At 72.5% G+C, this 20,939-nt stretch carries 21 protein-coding genes; 15 read left to right on the top strand and 6 right to left on the bottom strand.

The window, feature by feature from the left end:
- The first annotated feature begins 41 nt into the window (after positions 1 to 41).
- Positions 42 to 608: a nuclear transport factor 2 family protein gene (locus G5V58_RS19310; RefSeq protein WP_165236396.1), complete on the top strand. Its 567-nt coding sequence runs from the start codon at positions 42 to 44 to the stop codon at positions 606 to 608.
- On the opposite strand, the gene G5V58_RS19305 is transcribed toward G5V58_RS19310, so the two are convergent.
- The 4 genes from G5V58_RS19305 to G5V58_RS19290 are packed head-to-tail and all read right to left on the bottom strand — an operon-like array spanning position 599 to position 6,053.
- The gene (locus tag G5V58_RS19305) at positions 599 to 1,864 is read right to left on the bottom strand and encodes an MFS transporter (RefSeq protein WP_165236394.1); all 1,266 of its coding nucleotides are present in this window, start codon (positions 1,862 to 1,864) and stop codon (positions 599 to 601) included. The genes G5V58_RS19310 and G5V58_RS19305 overlap by 10 nt on opposite strands.
- On the bottom strand, positions 1,861 to 3,084 hold the full coding sequence (locus tag G5V58_RS19300; protein WP_230486758.1) for an NAD(P)/FAD-dependent oxidoreductase: 1,224 nt from the start codon (positions 3,082 to 3,084) through the stop codon (positions 1,861 to 1,863). The genes G5V58_RS19305 and G5V58_RS19300 overlap by 4 nt, the downstream gene beginning before the upstream one ends.
- Complete coding sequence (locus G5V58_RS19295) at positions 3,081 to 4,760, bottom strand: FAD-dependent oxidoreductase (RefSeq protein WP_230486757.1); 1,680 nt, start codon at positions 4,758 to 4,760, stop codon at positions 3,081 to 3,083. The genes G5V58_RS19300 and G5V58_RS19295 overlap by 4 nt, the downstream gene beginning before the upstream one ends.
- Before the next feature lie 3 nt (positions 4,761 to 4,763).
- Positions 4,764 to 6,053 (bottom strand): cytochrome P450, encoded by a 1,290-nt coding sequence (locus tag G5V58_RS19290; protein ID WP_165236392.1) that lies wholly within the window; start codon positions 6,051 to 6,053, stop codon positions 4,764 to 4,766.
- Positions 6,054 to 6,188: 135 nt separating this feature from the next.
- Between G5V58_RS19290 and G5V58_RS19285 the strand changes: the two genes are divergently transcribed.
- From G5V58_RS19285 to G5V58_RS19260, 7 genes are read left to right on the top strand one after another with little or no spacing between them, the layout of a single operon-like run.
- Positions 6,189 to 6,380, top strand: a complete 192-nt coding sequence (locus G5V58_RS19285; protein ID WP_165236390.1) for a ferredoxin — start codon at positions 6,189 to 6,191, stop codon at positions 6,378 to 6,380.
- Positions 6,381 to 6,382: 2 nt separating this feature from the next.
- Positions 6,383 to 7,723, top strand: coding sequence for an acyclic terpene utilization AtuA family protein (locus G5V58_RS19280; protein ID WP_230486756.1), 1,341 nt, complete (start codon positions 6,383 to 6,385; stop codon positions 7,721 to 7,723).
- Positions 7,720 to 8,019: an AtuA-related protein gene (locus G5V58_RS19275; protein WP_165236388.1), complete on the top strand. Its 300-nt coding sequence runs from the start codon at positions 7,720 to 7,722 to the stop codon at positions 8,017 to 8,019. Before G5V58_RS19280 ends, G5V58_RS19275 begins: the two co-directional genes overlap by 4 nt.
- The gene (locus tag G5V58_RS19270) at positions 8,019 to 9,479 is read left to right on the top strand and encodes an aldehyde dehydrogenase family protein (RefSeq protein ID WP_165236386.1); all 1,461 of its coding nucleotides are present in this window, start codon (positions 8,019 to 8,021) and stop codon (positions 9,477 to 9,479) included. The genes G5V58_RS19275 and G5V58_RS19270 overlap by 1 nt, the downstream gene beginning before the upstream one ends.
- Positions 9,476 to 10,345 carry an AMP-binding protein gene (locus G5V58_RS19265; protein WP_268991235.1) on the top strand — a complete coding sequence of 290 codons (870 nt, stop codon included), beginning with the start codon at positions 9,476 to 9,478 and terminating at the stop codon, positions 10,343 to 10,345. Before G5V58_RS19270 ends, G5V58_RS19265 begins: the two co-directional genes overlap by 4 nt.
- Positions 10,342 to 11,007, top strand: coding sequence for an AMP-binding enzyme (locus tag G5V58_RS26430; protein ID WP_268991234.1), 666 nt, complete (start codon positions 10,342 to 10,344; stop codon positions 11,005 to 11,007). The genes G5V58_RS19265 and G5V58_RS26430 overlap by 4 nt, the downstream gene beginning before the upstream one ends.
- A complete protein-coding gene (locus tag G5V58_RS19260) occupies positions 11,004 to 12,143 on the top strand; it encodes a CaiB/BaiF CoA transferase family protein (RefSeq protein ID WP_165236384.1) in 1,140 nt (379 codons plus the stop codon). Before G5V58_RS26430 ends, G5V58_RS19260 begins: the two co-directional genes overlap by 4 nt.
- On the opposite strand, the gene G5V58_RS19255 is transcribed toward G5V58_RS19260, so the two are convergent.
- Positions 12,140 to 13,174, bottom strand: a complete 1,035-nt coding sequence (locus G5V58_RS19255; protein WP_230486755.1) for an LLM class flavin-dependent oxidoreductase — start codon at positions 13,172 to 13,174, stop codon at positions 12,140 to 12,142. The genes G5V58_RS19260 and G5V58_RS19255 overlap by 4 nt on opposite strands.
- A gap of 185 nt (positions 13,175 to 13,359) precedes the next feature.
- On the opposite strand from G5V58_RS19255, the gene G5V58_RS19250 reads away from it, so the two are divergent.
- The 5 genes from G5V58_RS19250 to G5V58_RS19230 all read left to right on the top strand — a co-directional run bounded on the left by G5V58_RS19250 (position 13,360) and on the right by G5V58_RS19230 (position 17,984).
- Positions 13,360 to 14,556 (top strand): ABC transporter substrate-binding protein, encoded by a 1,197-nt coding sequence (locus tag G5V58_RS19250; RefSeq protein ID WP_165236380.1) that lies wholly within the window; start codon positions 13,360 to 13,362, stop codon positions 14,554 to 14,556.
- Positions 14,557 to 14,631: 75 nt separating this feature from the next.
- Positions 14,632 to 15,519: a branched-chain amino acid ABC transporter permease gene (locus tag G5V58_RS19245; protein WP_165236378.1), complete on the top strand. Its 888-nt coding sequence runs from the start codon at positions 14,632 to 14,634 to the stop codon at positions 15,517 to 15,519.
- Positions 15,516 to 16,496: a branched-chain amino acid ABC transporter permease gene (locus G5V58_RS19240; RefSeq protein WP_165236376.1), complete on the top strand. Its 981-nt coding sequence runs from the start codon at positions 15,516 to 15,518 to the stop codon at positions 16,494 to 16,496. Before G5V58_RS19245 ends, G5V58_RS19240 begins: the two co-directional genes overlap by 4 nt.
- Positions 16,493 to 17,266, top strand: coding sequence for an ABC transporter ATP-binding protein (locus G5V58_RS19235; RefSeq protein WP_165236374.1), 774 nt, complete (start codon positions 16,493 to 16,495; stop codon positions 17,264 to 17,266). Before G5V58_RS19240 ends, G5V58_RS19235 begins: the two co-directional genes overlap by 4 nt.
- Positions 17,259 to 17,984 (top strand): ABC transporter ATP-binding protein, encoded by a 726-nt coding sequence (locus tag G5V58_RS19230; RefSeq protein WP_165236372.1) that lies wholly within the window; start codon positions 17,259 to 17,261, stop codon positions 17,982 to 17,984. The genes G5V58_RS19235 and G5V58_RS19230 overlap by 8 nt, the downstream gene beginning before the upstream one ends.
- A 4-nt stretch (positions 17,985 to 17,988) precedes the next feature.
- Here G5V58_RS19230 and G5V58_RS19225 read toward each other — a convergent pair whose 3' ends face one another.
- Entirely contained in the window at positions 17,989 to 18,750 is a 762-nt protein-coding gene (locus G5V58_RS19225; protein WP_230486754.1) for a FadR/GntR family transcriptional regulator, read from the bottom strand.
- 118 nt (positions 18,751 to 18,868) lie between these two features.
- On the opposite strand from G5V58_RS19225, the gene G5V58_RS19220 reads away from it, so the two are divergent.
- Together G5V58_RS19220 and G5V58_RS19215 are read left to right on the top strand one after the other, a co-directional pair.
- Positions 18,869 to 20,116 (top strand): acyl-CoA dehydrogenase family protein, encoded by a 1,248-nt coding sequence (locus G5V58_RS19220; RefSeq protein ID WP_165236370.1) that lies wholly within the window; start codon positions 18,869 to 18,871, stop codon positions 20,114 to 20,116.
- Positions 20,113 to 20,925, top strand: coding sequence for an enoyl-CoA hydratase/isomerase family protein (locus G5V58_RS19215; protein ID WP_165236368.1), 813 nt, complete (start codon positions 20,113 to 20,115; stop codon positions 20,923 to 20,925). Before G5V58_RS19220 ends, G5V58_RS19215 begins: the two co-directional genes overlap by 4 nt.
- Positions 20,926 to 20,939: the final 14 nt, after the last annotated feature.

Raw genomic sequence — 20,939 nt, 5'->3', positions numbered from 1 at the left:
CGACCGGAGGCGATGCGTCCCACGACCACCGAGGAGCACGCATGACCAGCACGACCGACACGTCCCTCGAGCGGCGCCTGCAGCGGGTCGAGGACCGCCAGGGCATCCAGGAGCTCGGCGTCCTCTACGGCGTCATCATGGACGAGCGCGACGAGCACGGGATCCGCACGATCTTCACCGAGGACGCCACCCTCGACTCCCAGGACGGCGTCTTCCAGGCCGCGGGGATGGAGTCGATCGTGGAGACCTACCTCGGCCGGTTCGCGGCCCTCGGCCCGACCAACCACTACTCCCACGGGCACGTGGTCAGGTTCCGCGAGGAGGACCCCGACTCGGCGTACGGCCTGCTGACCGGGCACGCCGAGGTGTTCCGCAACGGTGTCGGGATGCAGGTCGCGCTGCGCTACAAGGACGAGTACCGCCGCGACGCCGGCCGCTGGAAGTTCTCCGCGCGGCTGATGTCCTACATGTACTACCTGCCCTCCTCGGAGTACGCCGAGGGCTTCGGCGCCGCCGACAGCATGCGGGCCTACGGCGACCGCCGGCCCAGCGACTGGCCCGAGGTGCTCTACACCGGCAGCTCGCAGTGGCTGCACCGCTACCTGTGAGCTGACACCCTCGCCGGCACCGGCTCGGCGACGTCCTCGATGGTGCGCCCGGGGCGGTAGACGACCGTGAGCGCCAGCATCGCCACCGACAGCCCGAGCATCACCGCGTAGCCGGCCGTGAAGCCGCCGGTGAGGTCGCGCAGCAGTCCGAGGACGACCGGGCCGGCCGCTCCGGCGATGAACGCGACGAGGAAGACCATCGCGCCGAGCCGGGCGGCGTCGGGCTGGGACCGGGTGCTGTCGACGATGAGCAGGAGCCCGAGCGTGGAGCCGCCGCCGACCCCGGCGCCGAAGAACAGCATGGCGGGGACGGACAGCCCGACGGGGTCCAGGAGCAGCATGGTGATGCCGACGCTGGTGCTGACCAGGACGAAGGCCAGGAGCGGTCGGCGGTCGCGCGTGTAGTCGGTCAGCGGGGGCAGCGTCAGCATCGTGGCGAGCTGCACGACCTGGAAGATGACGAACCGGTTGGCCGCCTCCTGGTTGGTCATCCCCAGCGAGACGTAGAGCGGCGTGACCCACGCCAGGCCGCTGAAGCCGACCACCATCTGGTTCGTGGTGAACAGGGTGACCCACCACGCCGTCCGCGAGCGCCACGGCATCCGGTGGTCCACGACCAGCGCCTCGACGGGACGGCCCGCGGTGCTGCGCCGGAGCCGGGGGACGGCGAGCAGCCAGACCGCGGCGGCGGCGGCCGCGATGGCGCCCCAGCTCGCGAGCGCGGGCCGCCACCCGCCGAGCAGGTGCTCCAGGGGCACGACGGTCCCCGCGGCGATCGCGACCCCCATCGCCAGCCCCGCGGAGTAGATGCCCATGGCGAGCCCGCGGATGTGCGGCAGGTGGTGCCCGACGAGCGACGGCATCAGCGCCGATGCGCCGCCCATCGCCAGACCCGCCACGGCGACCGAGACGAAGAGGAGCCCGGCGCCCAGGGGCAGCAGCCGCGCGAGCCCGGCGGCGGCCAGCAGCAGCATGGCGAGGCCGGTGGCGAGCTCGGCGCCGAGACGTGCCCCGAGGCGCTGGCCGATGGGTGCGCTGATGCCCATGAAGACGACGGCGAGCGAGGTGAGGAACCCGGCGGCGGTGTTGCTGAGGTGCAGGTCCTCGTTCATGTCCGTGAGCAGCGGGGGGATGGACCCCAGGCTGGCGCGCAGGTTCAGCCCGATGGCCGCGATGAGCACGACGACCAGCCAGGCGGGGAAGGTGCCGAGGCGCCGGTCGCCCTCGGCGGGGACGGGGATCGGGGCCTGGGTCACCGAGCGGGCTCGAGGCTGGCCGCGCGCGCCTCGGCCACGGCGGTGCGGAACTCCAGCATCCGCTTGCCCATCCCGAGCAGCACGACACCGACGAGGCGACCGTCGCGGTGGTAGCCGACCGCGGCCTCGCCGGCCAGGTCACCGTCGAGCACGCGCACGTCCTCGAGGCCGAGGTGCGGCAGCCCGAAGGACTGCATGCGGACGCCGTACTGCTCGCTCCAGAAGGTGGGCAGCGGTGCGAAGCCGGTGCTGTCGACCTGGGTGCCGGCCAGCCCGGCCAGCAGGCTCGACGCGGCGTGCGTGGCCATGTCGGTCGGCATCGTCCAGTGCTCGACCCGGATGGGCGCGTCGCCGTACGCCCGGACCGGGAAGCGCGCCACGTCGCCGACGGCGACGACGTCGAGCACCGGCTCGCCGTCCCGCAGCGGGTGCAGGCCGTCGTCGCACAGGACGCCGTGGGCGAGGTCGAGGCCCTGCCCGTCCAGGGGTTCGGTGTTGGCCACCGAGCCGACCGCCTCGACGATGACGTCGGCGGCCAGGCCGGCGCCGTTGTCGAGCTCGACCTCGAGGTGCTCGCCGGCGTCGGCCACCGCGCGGACGGTCCGGCCGAGCGCGAAGCGGACGTTGTGCTGCTCGTGGCGGCGCTGCACCTCGCGGCCGACCTGCGCGCCGACGACCCGCTCGAGCGGCGTGCCGAGCGGCTCGACGACCGTGACCTCGCAGCCCCGCTCGACCGCCGTGGCCGCGACCTCGCAGCCGATGAAGCCCGCCCCGATGACGACGACGCGGGTGCCGGGCGCGAGGGAGGGGGCCAGCCGCAGGGCGTCGTCGAGGGTGCGGATGGTGTGCCGCCAGGCGGCGCCGTCGAGCTCGAGCCGGCGGGCGCGGACGCCCGTCGCGTAGACCAGTCCGTCCCAGCCCAGCCCGGTGCCGTCGTCGAGCGCGACCGTGTGGCCGGCGAGGTCGACGGCCCCGACGCGCGTGCCGAGGCGCCACTCGACGTCCTCGGTCGCCGCGCGCTGGCGGAACGGGAGCTTGTCGCGGTCCAGCGTGCCGCGCAGCAGCTCCTTGGACAGCGGCGGTCGGTTGTACGGCGGGTGTGCCTCCTCGCCCAGGACGACGATCCGGCCGGTGTGCCCGGCCGCGCGCAGCCGTTCGCAGGCGCGCAGACCGGCCAGCCCGGCGCCGACGACGGCGATGGTGCTCTCGTGGGGGGTCACGATCGGGCCTTCCTCTCGTGCTCTGTCGCCGCGCTCACGCCGCCGCCGCCCGGCCGGCGCGGGAAGCCGAAGACCATCGCCGGGCCGAGGGTGCCGCCGGCGCCGCCGTAGACCATCCCGGTGGGACCGGCCATGACGTTGCCCGCCGCGAACAGTCCGGGGATGACCGCGCCGTCCACGTCCAGGACGCGGCCGTCCACGTCGGTGCGCGGACCGCCCTTGGTGCCGAGCGTCGAGCTGACCAGCTCGACGGCGTAGTACGGCGCGGTGTCCAGCGGACCGAGTGTGGCCATCGGCCCGGGGTAGGCGCTGCGGTCGCCGCACCACCCGTCGTAGGCGCTGTCGCCGCGGCCGAAGTCGTCGTCGTGACCGGAGTCCACCAGCTTGTTCCAGCGGGTCACGGTCTCCTCCAGCTCGGGCCCCGGCACGTCGATGAGACCGGCCAGCTCGGTCAGCGAGCCGGCGCGGTGGAGGTGGTCGGGGACGGGGCTGCCCGGACCGTTGCCGAAGCAGCCGTAGCGCTGCACGAAGCCCTCGTCGAAGATCAGCCAGGCGGGCTGGTTGACGTAGCGGAACGAGGTGGGGTCGAAGGCGTGGAAGGCACCGCCGAGCGCGTTGTAGTTGGCGGCCTCGTTGGTGAAGCGCCGGCCGCTCCCGTTGACCACGATCGAGCGCGGCAGGGTCCGCTCGCGCAGGACCAGGAAGACGTCGCGGCCGCCGTCGGGCCGCTCGCCGGGCAGCTCCATGACCGGGACCCACCAGGCCTCGCGCATGTTGCCCAGCTGCGCCCCGACCCGCATGGCCATGCGCAGGCCGTCGCCGGTGTTGGTCACCACGCCGGCCGGCGAGCGCATCGGGCCGCGCAGGAAGTCGCGGACCAGGTCGGCGTCGTGCTCGAAGCCGCCGGTGGCCAGCACCACCGCCCCCGCCTCGACCGTGCGCGGGCCGTCCGGACCGTCGAGCTGCACCCCGGTGACGGCGCCGCCCTCGACGACCAGGCGGGTGGCGCGCGTGCCCGTGACCGGCTCGACGCCGCGCTCGAGGCAGCCGGCGAGCAGGCTGCCGACCAGCGCCCGGCCGAGCCCCTCGAGCTGCTCGGCCTCGCGCTCGGCCAGCAGGTCGGGCGGGACCACGCCGGTGCCGCCACCGGTCGGGGTCTCGGCCACGTTCATCCGTCGCGGGGTCCCCACGACCCGGTCGGCCCAGCCCGGGACGCGGGCGTAGGAGAAGAGCACCGGCTCGACCGAGCGGCCCCCCTGCGGCTTCCCGCCGGGGTGCTCAGGGTGGTAGTCGGGGAAGCCGGGCACGAGCTGGAAGTGGCAGGGCGTCTCGTCCTCGAGCCAGTCGAGGAGCTCGGGCACGGTGTCGACGAAGGCCTCGGCGAGCTCGGGCAGGATCATCCCGTGGGAGAGGGACTCCAGGTAGTCCAAGCCCTCCTCCCGTGAGTCCGGTACGCCGGCCGCCTGCGCGTACCGGTTGGCCGGCAGCCACACCACGGCGCTCGCCAGCGCCGTGGTGCCGCCGATCCGCTCGCCCTTCTCGAACAGCGCGACGCGCGCGCCGCCGTGCGCGGCGGCCAGGGCCGCGGTGAGACCGGCTGCCCCGGTGCCGAGCACGACGACGTCGTACCGCTCCTGGGCGGCGGTCGGCGCGCCGGTCGTCACGGGGGTGGCCACGTCTCAGTGCAGCTCGGTGGCCAGGTCGGCCGGCGAGGTGGCGTCGGCGGGCAGCAGCCGCGGCCCGGGCGTGAACGTGGCCGGGATGCTGGTCCAGCCGTTGTTGGTGCCCTGGTGGGGGTAGCGCACGAGCTGGCTGCGGTCCACCTCGTAGTCGCTCATCCGGTGGATGATCTGGGTGAGCAGCTCCTTGGCCATGGCGCGGCCCAGGTGCGCGCCGGCGCAGCGGTGCACGCCGATGCCGAAGGCGGTGTGACGGTTCGGCCAGCGCTCGATGTCCAGGTCGTCGGGGGCCTCGAACAGCTCGGGGTCGCGGTTGGCCGAGGCCCACGAGAGCAGGACGCGGTCGCCCTGCTTCATCGGGCAGCCCATGAACTCGGTGTCCTGGGTGACGGTGCGTGCGAGCCCTTGGGTGGGGGAGAAGAAGCGGAGGAACTCCTCGATGGCGCGGTCCATCTTCTCGGGGTGGTCGAGGAGGTCCTGGCGCACGTCCTGGTGCTCGTGCAGCCAGACCACCGTGTTGCTGACCAGCGAGGCCGTGGTGCCGACGCCGCCGGACAGCAGCAGGTCGACCATCGCGAAGACCTCGTCGTCGGTGACCGCCCGCTCGTCGACCTCGCAGCCGACGAGGTAGCTGATGATGTCGTCGCGCGGGTCGGCGCGGCGCTCGGCGATGATGCCGCGCGTGACCTCCTCGAGGTACGGGAGGTCCACCTTCACGGCCTGGTCGAACTCCTCGGTGCCGGGCACCGCGATGAGCAGCGCGTGGAACGCCGAGGCGTAGCGCTCCCAGTGCTCGATGGGCAGGCCGAGCCAGTCGACCGTGACGATCGCGGGGACACCGATGACCGAGGTCATGTCCGCGTGTCCGGTCTCGATGATGTCGTCGATGAACTTGGTGACGTAGAACTTCACGATCTGCTCCATCCGCGCGATCGCGGCGGGGGCGGTGATCGGGTTGATGAGCTTGCGCCACTTGCGGAACTCGGGCGGGTCGATCTCGATCGGGATGTGGAACGGCGCCGGGGTCTTGGGGATGACCACCGACAGCCCCTCGCCGCCGTGGCTGTTGCGCTCGGAGGAGAAGGTGTCGTCGTCGCGCGAGGCCTCGAAGACCGGCTTGTAGCCCGAGAGGATCCAGTAGCCTCCGTGGGCGTCGGACCAGGCGACGGGTGCCTCGGCGCGCAGCTTGCGGTACGACGCCACCGGGTCCTCGGCGTGCTCGGCCGAGTTGTGGTCGAAGTGCACCACGGGGCAGCGGCCGGTGGGTGTCGTCGAGGCGGTCTCGGTCATCTCGGGATCATCCGTCCTTCGGTGGCTCTTCCCATGAATGTGATGATGGTTATACTCGATTTGCTCGCTGTCAATCTCGTCACAGGCGACGACACCACGCGGGCGGCCGCACGCCGAGTCCCTCGAGGAGGAGCCATGCACGTCAAGGTCGACGACGAGCGCTGCCAGGGCCACGGCCTGTGCCGCATCAGCGCGCCGGACCTGTTCTTCGCGCGTGAGGAGGACGGCAACGCCTACGTGAAGAGCGAGACGGTCCCCCCGGGCCAGGAGGACGAGGCGCAGCTCGCCGCCGACAGCTGCCCCGAACTGGCCATCGAGGTCGACTGACCGTGCCCGGTGGGGCGCCCGGGCCGCTGGTCCTGGCCTCGGGCTCGGCGTACGCCGAGGACCGCCTCGACGCCGTCGAGGCGATGGCGGCGAGCGGCCGCGCGGCGTACCTCGGCTTCGACTGCCTCGCCGAGCGCACGCTGGCGCTCGCCCAGGTGCGACGTCTGGCCGACCCCTCCGCGGGCCAGGACCGCCGCATCGCCGCCCTCGTCCCGCTGCTGCGCTCGCACCTCGCGGCCGGGCGACGGGTGGTCGGCAACTTCGGGGCCGCCAACCCCGACGCCGCCCGCGACGACTTCGTCCGCGCGCTCAAGGAGGTGGGCCTGCCCGGCGTCCGCATCGGCGTCGTGCACGGCGACGAGGTCCGGCTGCTGGTCACCGCGCTCGACGCCGAGCTGCCCGAGCTCGGCACGACCGTCGGCGCGCTCGGTGACCGGGTCGTCTCCGCGCACGTCTACCTGGGTGCCGACGGCATCGTCGACTGCCTGCGCCAGGACGCGCAGATCGTGCTGGGCGGGAGGCTGGCCGACCCCTCGTTGTTCGTCGGGCCGATCTGCCACGAGCTCGGCTGGGAGCTCGACGACTGGGACCGCCTCGGCCACGCCACGATGGTCGGTCACCTGCTCGAGTGCGGCGTGCACTCCACGGGCGGAAACTACGAGGACCCGCCGTACCGCGTCGTGCCCGAGCCGTGGAACCTCGGGTTCCCGATCGCCGAGGTCGAGGACGGTGCCGTCACGATCACCAAGCTCCCGGGGACCGGTGGCGCGGTCGACGCGATGACCATGAAGACCCAGCTCTACTACGAGATCCACGACCCCGCGGCGTACCTCACCCCGGACGTGACCGCGGACTTCACGCAGGTCGAGGTCGAGGACCTCGGCGCCGACCGCGTCCGCATCTCCGGCGCCCGCGGTCACGCACGACCGGACACGCTCAAGGTCCTGGTCGGCATCGACCAGGGCTGGCGCGCCACCGGGGAGATGTCATGGGGTGGCCCGGGCTGCGTCGAGCGGGCGCGGCGCGCCGAGGAGGTCCTGCGCAAGCGACTCGAGCCGTACGCCGCGGAGCTGGACGAGGTGCGCGTGGACCTCCAGGGCGTCGACTCGCTCTTCGGTGTCCGGATGGCCGGCGGCTACCCTTCGGAGGTGCGCCTGCGGCTCGCGGTGCGCACCACCTCGCTGGACGTCGCCCGCACCGCGGCCCACGAGACCGAGCTCCTCTACTTCGGTCCCGCCGGCGGCGGGGGCAACGTCACGTCGGTGGTGCCGGCCATCGGGGTGACCCCGGCCTACGTTCCGCGGGAGCTGGTCCCGGTGCGGACCGAGGTGAGCGGGTCGTGAGGCTGCGCGAGCTCGCGGCCAGCCGGTCCGGCGACAAGGGCGACGTCTCCAACATCTGCGTGTTCGCCTACGACCCGGCCGACTACCCGCTGCTCGTCGAGCGGCTCACCGCCGAGCGGGTCCAGGCGCACTTCGGCGCCCTCGTGGAGGGAGGGGTGGTCCGCTACGAGCTGCCCCGGGTGCACGGGCTGAACTTCGTCCTCGACCGGGCCCTGGGTGGTGGGGTGTCGATGACGCTGCGGGCCGACCCGCACGGCAAGGCCTACCAGTCGCTGATCCTGGATCTCGATCTGTGATGGTGGTGCTCCCCGACACCGCCCGCACCACGTTCGTCGCCGGCGCGTGGACCGCCGGCACCGGCGAGCGGTTCACCTCCGTCGACCCGTCGACCGGCGCACCGCTCGGCGAGTGGACCGGGTCCGGCCCCGACCAGGTGGACGCCGCGGTCGCGGCCGCACGGTCGGCCTTCCTCGACTGGCGCGACGCCGTGCCCGCCGACCGCGCGGCGGTCCTGCGCCGCCTCGCCGACCGGCTCGAGCGCGAGCACGAGCCGCTGGCCCGACTGGTGGCCACCGAGGTCGGCTCGCCGATCACCCTGGCCCGGACCCTGCAGACTGCGACGCCCGTGGCGAACCTCCGCTGGGCGGCGGAGCGTGCGCTGGCCGGACCGCGCGGCGGCTACCGCGAGGAGCTCCCCCCGCTCGCCGGGCCCGCGCCGGCCGGCAGCGTGCTGCTGCGCCGCGGCATCGGTGTGGTCGCCGCGGTCACGCCGTACAACTACCCGCTCAACATGGCGGCGTGGAAGGTCGGCCCGGCCCTCGCCGCCGGCTGCCCCGTCGTCCTGCTGCCCTCGCCCCGGGGCACGCTGTGCACGCTCGCGCTGGTGCGGCTGGCCGAGGAGGCCGGCGTCCCGCCCGGGGTGCTCAACCTGGTCACCGGCGGGGCCGAGGTCGGCCAGCGCCTGACCGGCCACCGGGATGTCGACCTGGTGACGTTCACCGGCTCCAACGCGGTGGGCAGGGAGGTCGCGCGCGCCGCCGCCGAGCACCACACCAAGGTCGTCCTCGAGCTCGGCGGCAAGTCGCCGACGGTGGTGCTGCCCGGCGCCGACCTCGATCGTGTGGTCGGTGCGTCTGTACTGCGGTTCTGCCGCAACGCCGGCCAGGGCTGCGGCGCGACCACCCGGATCCTCGTGCACCGCGACGACGCCGACGCGTTCGTCTCGCGCGCCGTCCGGTTCCTGGAGGAGCAGGTGCCGACCGGCGACCCGCAGGACGAGACGACCGAGGTCGGCCCGCTCATCAGCGCCGAGCACCGCGAGCGGGTCGAGGCCTACCTGGCCCGAGCGGTCGAGCGCGGTGCGCAGGTGCTCACCGGTGGGCGGCGGGGTGACGGCCCCGGCTTCCACCTGCTGCCGACCCTGGTCACCGGCGTCGGCCCCGACGACGAGCTGTGCCAGGAGGAGCTCTTCGCACCGGTCGCCGTGGTGCTCACCTACGACACCGTCGACGAGGCCGTCGCGATCGCGAACCACTCGCGCTACGGGCTCAACGCGCTCGTCTGGGGTCCGCACGACGACGCGGTCGCCGTCGCGCGGCGCCTCGAGACGGGCACGGTCGCGATCAACGGCGGCGGCGGTGCCCGTCCCGACGTGCCCTGGGTCGGGGCCAAGCGCTCCGGCACCGGTGCGGAGATGGGCGAGGACGGATTCGCGGAGTTCTTCACCGTCCAGCACCTGCAGTGGTCGACGGCGTGAGCGCACCGGCCCTGGGCCGGAGCACGGCGTGGCTGGTCGACACCTGGGCGCGCCGGACGCCGGACCGCCCCTTCCTCGTCTGGGCGCCCTTCGAGGAGCCGGGCCGGACCTGGACGCGCCTGGAGTTCGCGCGCGACGTCGACGCGGTCGCGGCCGGACTGCACGCCGCGGGCACCGCGCCGGGGGACCGGGTGGCGCTGGTCCTGCCCAACCACCCGTCCTTCCTGCTGACGTGGACGGCGGCGACCACGCTGGGCGCGGTCGCGGTCTGCCTCGACCCCCGGCTCAGCCGGGACGAGCTCGCCTACGCCCTCGGTCACAGTTCCGCCCGGCTCGTCGTCACCACGCCGGAGCGCGCGGACGACGTGGCGCTGGCCGCTCCCGGCGTCCGGGTGGTCACCGACCTCGACGAGCTGCGCCGGGCCCGGCCCGCGGCGTACCCGCGCGCCGCGACGTGGTCGGATCCCGCGAGCATCCAGTACACCTCCGGCACCACCGCCCGCCCCAAGGCCGTGGTCTGGACCCAGGCCAACTGCCTGTGGGCCGGCCAGGTCGGCGCCGTCCACCAGGGGCTCGGCGCCGAGGACGTCTACCTGGTGCACCTGCCGCTGTTCCACACCAACGCCCTCGCCTACTCCTTCCTCCCCAGCCTGTGCGCGGGCGGCACCGTCGTCCTGCAGCCGCGGTTCTCCGCCCGCCGCTTCTGGTCGGCCGCGGTCGATCACCGCGCGACGTGGACCTCAGTGGTCTCCTTCTGCCTGCGCGCGCTCGAGGGGCGCGAGGTCCCCCGGACCACCGCTTCCGCGGCTGGGGCAGCAGCTCGGTCGTCGCCGGTCCCGTCCCCGTCGTCGGCTGGTTCGGGATGACCGAGACCGTCAGCCACCCGGTCGTGAGCGAGCTGTCCCACCCCGGCGTGCCGGGGTCGATGGGGCGGGCCGCGCCGGAGTACGCCGTCCGCGTGGTCGGCGACGACGGGCGATCGGTGCCGCCGGGGGAGGCCGGCGAGCTGCGGGTGCGGGGGATCCGCGGGGTCTCGCTGTTCTCGGAGTACCTCGACGACGCCGAGCGCACCGCGGCGGCGTACGACGAGCACGGCTGGTTCCGGACCGGCGACCGGGTGCGTTGCGACGCGGACGGCTCGTTCTTCTTCGTCGAGCGGGACAAGGACGTGCTCAAGGTCGGCGGCGAGAACGTCGGCGCGCTCGAGGTCGAGCGGGTGCTGCTCGCGCTGCCCGGCGTGCGCGAGGTCGCGGTCGTCGCGCGGCCGGACCGGATGCTGGGGGAGGTGCCGGTGGCCTTCGTGCTCGCTCAGCCCGGCCGCTCGGTGTCGGTGGCCGACGCCGACGCGCGCTGCGCCGACCTGCTCACCCCGCCCAAGCGACCGCGCGAGATCCGCGTGGTCGACGCGCTGCCGCGCTCGACGCTGGAGAAGGTGGCCAAGGCGGAGCTGCGGGCGCTGCTCGCTGCGGAGTCGGCCCAGGAGTCGGCCACCGAGCTGGCCACCGGGCCGGCCGAGGGGTCGTCGTGAGCGGGCCGCTCGCCGGGGTGCGCGTGGTCGAGCTGGCCGGCATCGGGCCCGGCCCGTTCGCGGTCATGCTGCTCGCCGACATGGGCGCCGAGGTGGTGCGCGTCGACCGCACCACCGGGCCGTCGGCGGACTACACGCCCAACCCCGTCCTCGAGCGCGGTCGCCGCTCCCTCGCGCTCGACCTCAAGCACCCCCACGGCGCCGCGGTGCTGCTCGACCTGGTCGCCACGGCGGACGTGCTCGTGGAGAGCTACCGACCGGGCGTGGCCGAGCGGCTCGGCGTTGGCCCCGATGCGTGCCTGGCCCGGAACCCCCGGCTGGTGTACGGCCGGCTCACGGGCTGGGGCCAGGACGGACCGTGGGCCGGCGTGGTCGGCCACGACCTCAACTACATCGGGCTCACCGGCGCCCTGCACAGCATCGGACGCGCCGGCGAGCGACCGGTGCCCCCGCTCAACCTCGTCGGCGACTTCGGCGGCGCCGCCGCCTCGCTCGCGTTCGGCGTCGCCTGCGCGCTGCTCGAGGTCGCCCGCTCCGGTCGCGGCCAGGTCGTCGACGCCAACGTGCTGGAGTCCACGGCGACGCTGATGGGGCTCGTGCACGGCCTGCGCGCCCAGGGCCGCTGGTCCGACGAGCGCGGTCACAACCTGCTCGACTCGGGCTGTCCCTACTACGACGTCTACACCTGCGCGGACGGTCGCTGGGTCGCCTTCGGCGCGGTCGAGCAGCGCTTCTTCCGCACCGCCCTCGGCGTCCTCGGCCTCGACGAGCACGCCGACGCCCACCAGGACCGCAGCCGCTGGCCGGCGCTGCGCGAGGCGCTCACCGACGCGTTCTCCGCCCGCACCCGCGACGAGTGGGCTGCGGCCTTCGACGGCGTCGAGGCCTGCGTGAGCCCGGTGCTGGACCTGGACGAGGCCCGTGCGCACCCGCAGGCGACCGCCCGTGCGGCGTACGCCCCGCTGGCGGACGGCGTGCACCACCAGCCGGCGGTGACGCCGCGCTTCTCCCGGAGCAGCACGCCGGTCCCGGGCGACGCCGTGCCTCCCGGTGCGGACACCGACGAGGTCCTCGCCGAGCTGGGGTACGACGGTCCGCAGGTGCGGCGCCTGCGCGAGTCCGGCGTCGTCGCCTAGTCCTGGGCCTGGTCACGAACCACGCGTGCGACCGACTCCAGCTCGGCCACGGCGGGCACCACGTCCCGGCCGAGGTCGTCGAGGTAGGCGACCACCTCGTCGCTGGTCATGCTCGGCCACTGCGCGCGCACCAGCACCGGGTCGACGGGGAACCGCGCCGCGAAGTCCCGCAGCTGGGCGACGACCTCGTCCGGCGTGCCGATGAACGTCTCCTGCCGGGCCACCTCGCGGAACTGCTGGCTGATCTCGTCCGCGTCGCGCGTGGCCAGCTGTCGCTGGGCGTAGGCCAGCAGCCGGTCCTTGGCCATCGCCTCGAACCGCGCGTAGGCCGCCTCGGTCGTCGGCGCCGGGATGACCTCGCGGCGCAGCGGGTGTCGGACGTGCGGTTTGCCGAGCCGGTCGCGCTCGTCCTCGTAGACCGAGAGCAGCCGGACCAGCTCCGGCCCGCGGGTCTCGGGCGTGATCGGCCAGCCGTCACCGAGCCGCGCCGAGCGACGCACGCCCCGGTCCTTCATCGCGCCGATCCAGATCGGCGGGTGCGGCTGCTGCCACGGCCGGATGTGGGTGTGGCCGTCCTCGACCGACCAGAACCGGCCGGCGTAGGTGACGGTGTCCTGCGTCCACATCTGCTGCATGATCTGCAGCGACTCCTCGAACATCGCGAACCGCTGGGAGAAGTCGACGCCCAGAGCGGTGAACTCGTCCTCCCGGTAGCCCGCACCCGCCCCGACGACCAGCCGGCCGCGGGTGAGGATGTCGAGGGTCGCCAGGTCCTCGGCCAGCATCACCGGGTGGTAGAGCGGCACCTGCACGACGGTGGTCGCCAGCGTCACGTGGTCGTCGAGCTCGGCCGCGATGCGCGCCAGGGTGGGCACCGGCTGGAGCCACCGGAGGTCGCCGTACAGGAAGTGCTGGCCCATCGTGATGTGGGAGAGCCCGTTGCGCTGGGCGGCCTCGACCTGCCTCAGCAGCCCGTCGAGGTGCTCGCGTGGCGAGACGCTGCTGCTGACGTCGCCGAGGATGACACCCATCCGCACAAGTACGCATCATATGCATGGATAGAGGTCCGCGACAGGCGCCCCGGACGCGGGTCGCCGAGGTCGACTCCCGGTTCCTGAGAGTTCCGCTCCACCCTTTACACGAGCATCGCCCACGTCCTATGGTGTCGGTCACATGCGAATCATGCGCATGATTGTCAAAGTATCGAGGAGAAGAGATGGGCGGCTTCAACGGATCGCGGCGCACGCGCCGCGGCGCCACGCTGGCGGTCGCGATGGCGGCAGTGCTCTCGGTCGCCGCATGCGGTGACGACGGCGGCAGCGGGGGCTCCGACGGTGGCGGCGGCATCCCGTCCACGGTCAAGGTCGTCGGCATCGAGCCGCTCACCGGGCCGGCCGCGTTCGCCGGCCTGTCCGCCCAGAAGGGCTACGAGCTGGCGATCAAGCAGATCAACGAGCAGGGCTTCCTCGGGGACGGCAAGAAGATCGACCTCAGCTGGAAGGACACCAAGGGCGATGCCGCGACCGCGGCCAGCGAGATGACCGCGGCGATCGCGGACCGCAACGTCGCCGCGACCTTCGGGTCGGTCTCGAGCCAGGAGGCGGTCGCCCAGTCGCCGCTGGCCCAGAAGGCCGGGCTGCCGGTCATCTACACCCAGGCGGGCAGCGACGGTGTGGTCGTGGGTGACTACACCTACCGCGCCACGCCACTGATGAGCTCGTACTACCCGATCATGAAGAAGTACATCGAGGACAACGGCTGGAAGTCCGTCGGGATCATCTACACCAACATCTCCCCGACCCTCGACGAGATCGGGACCAAGACGCTGCCCGACCTCGCCGAGGAGACGGGCATGGAGGTCACCAAGTCGGTCGAGACCACCTCGGCGACGCAGGACTACTCGGCTGCGATCCAGCAGGTGCTCGACACCGACCCCGACGTCGTGTCGATCCTGCAGATCGGTGCCTCGAACCCGACGGCGATGACCCAGCTGCGCCAGGCCGGCTACACCGGCAAGGTGCTGGGGAACTCCGGCGCGAGCGCCGGCAACCTCAAGCCGGCCGGTGCCGACGGCGCCGGGATGGCGTGGCCCGTCGACTTCGACGCGACCCAGACGGCTCCGTCCAGCCAGCAGTTCGTCAAGGACTACACGGCCGAGTACGGCGAGGACCCGCTGAACTACGCTGCCGAGGCCTACGACGCCGCGTGGTTCCTGGCCCGCTCCATCAAAGAGGCCGGCGACGCGAGCCGCGACGGGATCAAGGACGGGATGAAGACCGAGGCCGGCAAGACCGAGGACGGCGCGCTCGGCAGCGATCTGGCCTGGAAGGACGGCACCATCGAGGTTCCCGGCGTCGTCGTCGAGTGGGACGGCACCGGGACCAAGTTGCTGTACGCCGCGGGCGACAGCTAGCAGCCACGACCCGCGCCGGGGTGGTGGCCGCTGGCCACCGCCCCGGCACCGGGGTCGTCACGACAGGAGAGGGACATGCAGGAAATTCTGACCGCGGTCAGCCTGGGCTCTGTCTACCTGCTCTTCGCGTTGGGCATGAGCCTGACCTGGGGCACGATCGACATCCTCAACTTCTCGCACGGGTCGATCTTCATGTTCTCGACCTTCACCGCCTACCTCCTGCTGGAGTCGGTGTCGCTGCCGCTGGTGGCCGTCCTGCTGATCGGCGTGGTGGTCGGCGCGGTGATGTCCCTGGTGATCCAGAAGCTGGCCTTCGAGCAGATCCTCAAGAGGGCGCGCGACAAGCGCAGCGCGGAGATGCAGATCCTCATCGGCGGCATCGGGGTGGCGACCATCCCCCTGGCCATCGCCCAGCACCACACCAAGAGCAACCCCTTCGGTCTGCAGGAGTCGACCTTCGACGTGACGGTGTGGCGCCACGGCGACCTATTCATCACCAACGTCGCGGTCTACACGATCATCCTCGCGCTGGTCCTGTGGGCCGCGACGACGCTGTGGCTGCGGCTGACCCGCCAGGGCCTGGCGATGCGGGCGATCGGCGTGGACGCCGAGACCGCCAGCCTGATGGGCATCGACCGGCAGCGGCTCGCCCTGCTGACCATGGCGGCCTCGGGCGCCTTCGCCGGGCTCGCCGGCGTGATGTTCACCTACTACCTCGGCGCCATCACCCCGGAGAGCGGTGACACGCTGCTGGTCAAGGCCTTCGCGATCATCATCCTCGGCGGGGTCGGCAGCATGTGGGGCGTGGCCTTCGGTGCCTTCGCCCTGGCGCTCGCCGAGGTCTACGTCCAGGGCCACACCAGCGGCTCGTGGACCGACGCGGTGTCCTTCGGCCTGATCTTCCTCGTCCTGCTGGTACGACCCGCCGGCCTCTTCGGCCGCAAGGAGGTGCGCCGGACATGAGCCTCTTCTACGACTCGCACCTGGTCCTCATCCAGTCGACGCTGACCGGGCTGCTCATGGCCCTGTCCATCCAGGTGCCGCTGCGCATGGGGGTCTTCTCCTTCGCGGGCGCCGGCTGCTACGGCTTCGGCGCGTACGCCGCCGCGCTGCTGGTGATCCACCAGGAGATGGGGGCGCTGGAGGCGATCGCGCTGGCCGCGCTGATGACCGCCGGCATCGGGCTCGTGCTGGGCCTGGTGCTGGCCAGGCTCAACGGCCTCTACCTGGCCATGGCCACCGTCGCCTTCGACCTCATCATCGGCGTCATCGCCGTCAACGGCGGGGAGTTCACCGGCTCCTCGACCGGCCTGTACGGCGTCATCACCGACTTCTCGATGAGCCAGATGTACGTCATCACCGTCGCCGTCGTGGCCCTCATCGCCTTCAGTGAGCTGGGCCGCACCGGTCGCCGGGTGGAGGCGGTCCGCGACGACCCGCAGCTGGCCGCCTCGGTCGGCGTGGACGTGCGGCGCTACCGCATCGTCGCCTTCGTGGTCAGCGGCGCGCTGGGCGGCATCGCCGGCGGCATGAACGTGATGGTCCGCAGCATCATCCAGCCGCTCGACATCGGCTTCACCCTCATCGTGCTCGCGCTCACCATGATCATCGTGGGCGGCGCCCGCTCCTGGGTCGGTGCGGTCATCGGCGCGGTCATCTTCACCTGGCTGCCGGACCTGCTCAGCGCGGTCGGCCAGTGGCAGGAGCTGATCTACGGCATCCTCGTCGCGATCGCCGCCGTGCTGCTGCCCCGCGGCATCCACGGGGTGCTCGTCGACGGCTACCGCTGGGGCAAGCGGCGCCGCCGCGACGGCCGGGCGGAGGAGCTCGCCAGCGACGACGGCGACGAACCCGAGCTCGTCCTCGCGGACCCGGCGCCGACACCGCCGGACCAGCACGGGCTGTCGCGACCCACGACCGACGCGAGGGGACGAGCATGACCACCACCCACCCCGAGCGCCCCGCGCAGGACGACCCCATGGCCGCGGCGCCGGTCCTGGAGGTCCAGGACGTCGCGGTGCACTACGGCGGCGTCAAGGCCGTCGACGGCGTCACCCTCACCATGCGTCCCGGTCTGATCTACGGGATCATCGGTCCCAACGGCTCGGGCAAGAGCACGCTGATCGGCGCCATCACCCGGATGACCAAGCTGACCCGCGGCGACGTGCTGATCGACGGCTCGTCGTACCGCCGCACCCGGCCGCACAAGCTGGCCGCACTGGGGGTGGCCCGCACCTTCCAGACCGTCCGGCTGCTGCCGGACCTCGACGTGCGGCGCAACATCCAGCTCGGCGCGGACACGGCGGGCCGCGGCGGCGGCGACGTCTCGGTGGCCGAGGTCATCGAGCGCACCGGGCTCACCGGCATGGAGGAGTACTTCCCCTCCGAGTTGTCCTACGGCACCCAGCGCCGGGTGGAGATCGCCCGCGCCCTGGTCATGGGGCCCCGGCTGCTGCTCCTCGACGAGCCGACCGCCGGGATGAACCAGACCGAGCGCGCCGAGATCTCCGAGCTGATGCAGGGCATGCGCGGTGGCGGGTTGTGCCAGCTGCTCGTCGAGCACGACGTGCAGATGATGGTGGACACGTGCGACTACGTCTACGCGATGACGTCCGGTCGGCTGATCGCCGAGGGGACGCCGACGGAGGTCGTGCAGAACCCGTTGGTCCAGGAGGCCTACCTCGGAAGGAAGTGGCGCAACGATGCTTGAGGTCAGCGACCTGCACGCGGGCTACGGGAACGTCGAGGCCGTCCGTGGGGTGAGCCTGAGCGCCACCCCCGGCAAGATCACCCTGGTCCTGGGCGCCAACGGCGCAGGCAAGACCACCACGCTCAAGGCGATCGCCGGGCTGCACGCGCCGACCGACGGGCGGGTCACGCTCGACGGCAAGGACATCACCGGGCTGCCCGCCCACAAGATCGTCAAGCGCGGCGTCGCACTCGTGCCCGAGGGGCGCCGGGTGTTCGCCCCGCTCACCGTGGCCGAGAACCTCCGGCTCGGCGGGCACACCGCCTCGCGCAGCGCCTTCGAGAAGACGCTGGCCCAGTGCTACGAGATGTTCCCGATCCTCTCCGAGCGCCGCTCGAGCGCGGCCGGGCTGCTCAGCGGCGGTGAGCAGCAGATGCTCGCCTTCGGCCGGGCCCTGATGTCGCAGCCGACGACGGTGCTGCTCGACGAGCCGTCGATGGGGCTCGCGCCGGTGGTCACCGACTCGATCCTGGCCACGGTGCGGCAGATGGCGGACTCCGGCATCGGCGTACTCATGGTCGAGCAGAACGCCGAGGCCGGTCTGGACGTCGCCGACGAAGTGGTGGCCGTGGCGCGCGGCGAGGTTGTCTGGAGCGGCCCGGCCGCCGAGGCGCGCAACAACGCCTCGGTGCTGCTGGCCTTCCTGGGCGAGGCCGCCCTGGCCGGCGCCGGTGACTGACCGCTCAGCCGAGGATGCGCTGGTCCCAGGGGATCGTCTGCTCCATCAGCTGGGGGTACTTGCGCTCGACGTAGCGCTGCGCGGCCTCGATGTGCTCGCGCATCCGGGCCTCGGACTCGGCCGGGTCGCGCGCGGCGAGCGCGGCGTAGATCTCCTCGTGCGCCTTGAGGATCGCCTGCCGGCGGAAGGCGGGGTAGTCGACGCCGATCTGGGTGCCGTCCATGATCCCGAGCAGCGACTCGATGATGTAGGCGAAGAGCACGTTGCCCGAGGACCACGCGATGATGTCGTGGAAGCGCTTGTTGGCGTCGAGGAACGAGTACTGGTCGTCGATCTCGGCCTTCATCTGGTCGACCGTGCCGCGCAGGTCGACCAGGGAGTCCTCGGTCATCTGCTCGGCCGCCAGCCGCGAGATCATCGGCTCCAGCGCCGTGCGCACCTGGGCGACGTTGCGGAACGGCGCCGCCTGCAGCTGCATGAGCAGCACCAGGGTGCTGCCGAGGTGCGAGGCGTCGGGGTTCTGCAGCACCGGTCCGCCGCGCGGCCCGGGCTTGAGCGAGATGACGCCCTGGAACTCCAGCAGGCGCAGCGCCTCGCGCAAGGTGCCGCGTCCGGTCTGGTACTTCTCGAGCATCGTGCGCTCGGGCTCCAGCAGGTCGCCGGGCCGGAGGCTGCCGCGGATCGCGTCCTGCACGATGCGCTGGGCCACGAGCATCGCCGCCTTCGGAGGCCGTTGGGCCGCCCCGTTGACGCCCGACATGGTCATGGGGACTCCTCCGCGCTGCGAGAAACGTTGACAAACATTAGCACCGATATGCCTGCAGGCGGGTAGGCCGCGGGTGCCAACCTAACCGTTGCAAGGCGCCAGGACGAGAGGGAACACGATGACCGTCGACCACAGGAACCAGCCGGGAACCGCCGGCGAACGGGCCGCGGAGCGGGCCGAGACCGCCCGGGAGATCGGGCTGCTGGTCCGCGACTGGGGTCGTCGCGAGGTCCGCCCGAGCGTCGTCGAGCGCGAGCAGCGCGCCGAGTTCCCGCACGACCTCTACCGGCAGATGGGGGAGCTGGGCTTCTTCGGCTGCTGCTTCCCCGAGTCCCTCGGCGGCACCGGCGCCGGCTTCCGCGCGCTGGCCGCGGTCTCGGAGAACCTGGCCTGGGTCTACCCGCCGCTCTCGGCCTCGATGAACCTCCAGGCCGCCACCGTCCCGCTCACCATCGCCAACTGGGGCTCGACCGCCCAGCGCGAGCGCTGGGTGCCCGGCCTCATCGCCGGCGAGCTGCTCGGCTGCAACGCGATGACCGAGCCCGACGGCGGCTCGGACTTCCTGGGTGCGATGCGCACGCGCGCGGTGCGTGACGGCGACGAGTACGTCATCAACGGCGCGAAGATGTGGATCACCAACGCCAACGTCGCCGACGTGGCCATCGTCTACGCCAAGACCGACCCGGCCGCCGGGCACAAGGGCGTGAGCGCGTTCGTCGTACCGACCGACACCCCGGGCTTCGAGGCCACCCGCGTCCCGTGCCGCGGCCTCGGCAAGCTGATGCCGACCACCTCGATCAGCCTCACCGACGTCCGCGTGCCCGCCGACGCGCTGCTCGGCGACGAGGGCCAGGGCTTCGTCGTCGCCATGAACGCCATGGACTACGGCCGCCTCACCGTCGCCGCCCGCTCGGTCGGCCTGGCCCAGGCCTGCCTCGACGCGGCCCTGGCGTACGCCAACGAGCGCACGGCGTTCGGCGAGAAGATCGGCAGCTTCCAGATGGTCAAGAAGCAGCTCGCCGACATGACCGCCGAGGTCGCCGCCGCCCGCCTGATGGTCGACGTGGCTGCGGCCCGCTACGACGAGGGCGACCTCGCCACCCGCGAGAGCTCGATCGCCAAGTACTACGCCGGCGAGGTCTGCAACCGCGCCGCCCAGGCCACCGCCGAGATCTTCGGCGGCGCCGCCTTCATGGACGAGCTGCCCATCGGCCTCTACCTCAACTTCGCCAAGCTCTGGCAGACCGGCGAGGGCTCGGCCAACATCCAGGCCGTCCTCATCGCCGACGACGCCCTCGGGTGGAAGAGCATGGACCGGCACCGCACGGTGCTCAAGGAGCTGCGAGAGACGGAGGCGCACGCATGAGCGAGGGCACCAGCGAGACCAAGAGCGAGGTGACCCAGCACGCCGGGGGAGACGTCGAGGTCTTCGACAAGGGGACCACCAAGTGGATCCGCCTGAACCGCCCCGAGCGCCGCAACGCCTACGACGGTCCCATGGCCCACGCCATCGCCGACGTCCTCGAGGACGTCTCGACGTACCACTCGGTCGTCATCACCGGCAGCGGCGGCTCCTTCTGCGCCGGCGGCGCCCTCACCGGCCTCGCCGAGCCCGACATGAAGAACATGCGCGGCCTCTACAAGGCCTCGCTCCGCCTCTTCGACGCCATCCGCACCTGCCCGAGGCCCGTCATCGCCGCCGTCAACGGCGCCGCCGCCGGCGGCGGCAACGAGCTCGTCGTCGCCTGCGACCTCGCCATCGCCGCCCGCTCCGCGACGTTCGGCCAGACCGGCCCCAAGGTCGGCAGCTCACCCGTCACCGGCGCCACCAACGTCATGGGCGTCCAGATCGGCGAGAAGCGCGCCAAGGAGCTGAGCATGCTCTGCCGAAGGTACGACGCCCAACGCGCCTACGAGATGGGCCTGGTCAACGAGGTCGTCGGCGACGACCAGCTCGAGCAAGCCGTCGACGCCATGTGCGCCGAGCTCGCTACCAAGAGCCCCCGCTACATCGAGATCACCAAGATCAGCTCCAACCTCTGGTGGAACGCCGCCCGCGACTCCTTCAGCACCGGCCTGGGCATGCTCGTCCAGGCCATCGGCTCACCCGACATGCGCGAGGGCGCGCAGGCCTTCATCGACAAACGCAAGCCAGAGTTCCCCGACCCCGCCTGACGGCGGGCCCGGCG

The organism is Nocardioides anomalus (assembly GCF_011046535.1).
GTDB lineage: Bacteria > Actinomycetota > Actinomycetes > Propionibacteriales > Nocardioidaceae > Nocardioides > Nocardioides anomalus.
This window is presented reverse-complemented; position numbering and strand designations above follow the sequence as displayed.

Coding starts and splice junctions, on each gene's coding strand:
- G5V58_RS19290 (WP_165236392.1), bottom strand. CDS start 6,053: ATGACCGAGACCGCCTCGACGACACCCACCGGCCGCTGCCCCGTGGTG.
- G5V58_RS19235 (WP_165236374.1), top strand. CDS start 16,493: ATGACCACCACCCACCCCGAGCGCCCCGCGCAGGACGACCCCATGGCC.
- G5V58_RS19310 (WP_165236396.1), top strand. CDS start 42: ATGACCAGCACGACCGACACGTCCCTCGAGCGGCGCCTGCAGCGGGTC.
- G5V58_RS19240 (WP_165236376.1), top strand. CDS start 15,516: ATGAGCCTCTTCTACGACTCGCACCTGGTCCTCATCCAGTCGACGCTG.
- G5V58_RS19285 (WP_165236390.1), top strand. CDS start 6,189: ATGCACGTCAAGGTCGACGACGAGCGCTGCCAGGGCCACGGCCTGTGC.
- G5V58_RS19220 (WP_165236370.1), top strand. CDS start 18,869: ATGACCGTCGACCACAGGAACCAGCCGGGAACCGCCGGCGAACGGGCC.
- G5V58_RS19255 (WP_230486755.1), bottom strand. CDS start 13,174: ATGGGTGTCATCCTCGGCGACGTCAGCAGCAGCGTCTCGCCACGCGAG.
- G5V58_RS19270 (WP_165236386.1), top strand. CDS start 8,019: ATGGTGGTGCTCCCCGACACCGCCCGCACCACGTTCGTCGCCGGCGCG.
- G5V58_RS19225 (WP_230486754.1), bottom strand. CDS start 18,750: ATGACCATGTCGGGCGTCAACGGGGCGGCCCAACGGCCTCCGAAGGCG.
- G5V58_RS19215 (WP_165236368.1), top strand. CDS start 20,113: ATGAGCGAGGGCACCAGCGAGACCAAGAGCGAGGTGACCCAGCACGCC.
- G5V58_RS19250 (WP_165236380.1), top strand. CDS start 13,360: ATGGGCGGCTTCAACGGATCGCGGCGCACGCGCCGCGGCGCCACGCTG.
- G5V58_RS19245 (WP_165236378.1), top strand. CDS start 14,632: ATGCAGGAAATTCTGACCGCGGTCAGCCTGGGCTCTGTCTACCTGCTC.
- G5V58_RS26430 (WP_268991234.1), top strand. CDS start 10,342: ATGACCGAGACCGTCAGCCACCCGGTCGTGAGCGAGCTGTCCCACCCC.
- G5V58_RS19230 (WP_165236372.1), top strand. CDS start 17,259: ATGCTTGAGGTCAGCGACCTGCACGCGGGCTACGGGAACGTCGAGGCC.